General features: G+C 66.7%; 1 pseudogene. It reads right to left on the bottom strand.

The annotated features are described in order from the left end of the window. Positions 1-25 precede the first annotated feature (25 nt). Positions 26-1,014 (bottom strand): annotated as a pseudogene (locus tag DQW85_RS22480) (IS5 family transposase). Positions 1,015-1,086: the final 72 nt, after the last annotated feature.

The following is a 1,086-nucleotide window of genomic DNA, read 5'->3' as shown; positions in this document are numbered from 1 at the left end:
TAGGGCCTGTTCTGGGTTCGGATCTTTAGGTGGGGTCAAGGCTTCGGATCCATAGGATGGCGCCTCGCAGATAGAGCCCGGCGAGGTAGCTTTCCGGGGTTTTATCGAAGCGGAAGGCCAGCCCTCGCCACTCTTTCATCCGGTTGATGCAGCGTTCAGCGGTGTTGCGTTCCTTATACAGCGCCGCATCGTGGTGGACAGGGCGGCCTCCGCGTGAGCCTCGCTTCTTGCGGTTGGCCGCCTGGTCCTTCTTCTCCGGGATGACCGCCCGGATGCCGCGCCGGCGCAGGTAGAGACGATTGGCGCGGGAGGAGTAGGCCTTGTCGGCGGCTACCGCGCCGGGCCGGGTGCGAGGCCGGCCGAGCCGGAGGCGGACCTTGATGGCGGCCAGGACGGCAATGAAATGAGGACTGTCGGCGGCTTGGCCAGGGGTGAGCAGGAACGACAGCGGACGGCAGTACCGGTCTGCGGACAGGTGCACCTTGCTGGTCAGCCCACCCCGTGAACGGCCCAGCCCGGCCGCCTTCAGCCGCACCCGGTGCCGTCGCCTCAGCCGCCGGCGTCCGCGTTGGTCTTCCCCGCCCTCATCCGGCTCGGCGCTTTGGCCTGTTTGCCCCTTTGGCGAATCCCCTTTTCCTCCTCTGCCGCCTTCTCCGACTCCCGCAGCAGCGCCGGATCGAGTGCCATCCCCGCGGCGTGATGATGGGCGCGAGCCGTCGTGGAATCCACGCTGACCAGACCGAGATCCGCCTGTCCACGGGCGGCGGCCTCACCGATCACGGCCTCCATCAGATTCTGCAAGACGCCCGCCAGCGCCCATGAACGAAAGCGGTCATAGACCGTGGACCATGAGCCGTACTCGGCGGGCAGATCCCGCCACGGGCCACCGACGCGAAAATGCCACATCACGGCATTGAACTGCCGCCGCAGATCCGGGATCGGCCCCCGCTCACCCAGCGGCAGATACGGCTCGACCAAGGCCCACTCATCATCGGTGAGGTCACCACGCGCCATACCCCTTCGCCTATCAGGGCCGGATGGCACCGCGCAGCACAACCTCATGATCTGAACCCAGAACAGGCCCTA

It is taken from the genome of Nonomuraea lactucae (assembly GCF_003313395.1).
GTDB lineage: Bacteria > Actinomycetota > Actinomycetes > Streptosporangiales > Streptosporangiaceae > Nonomuraea > Nonomuraea lactucae.
This window is presented reverse-complemented; position numbering and strand designations above follow the sequence as displayed.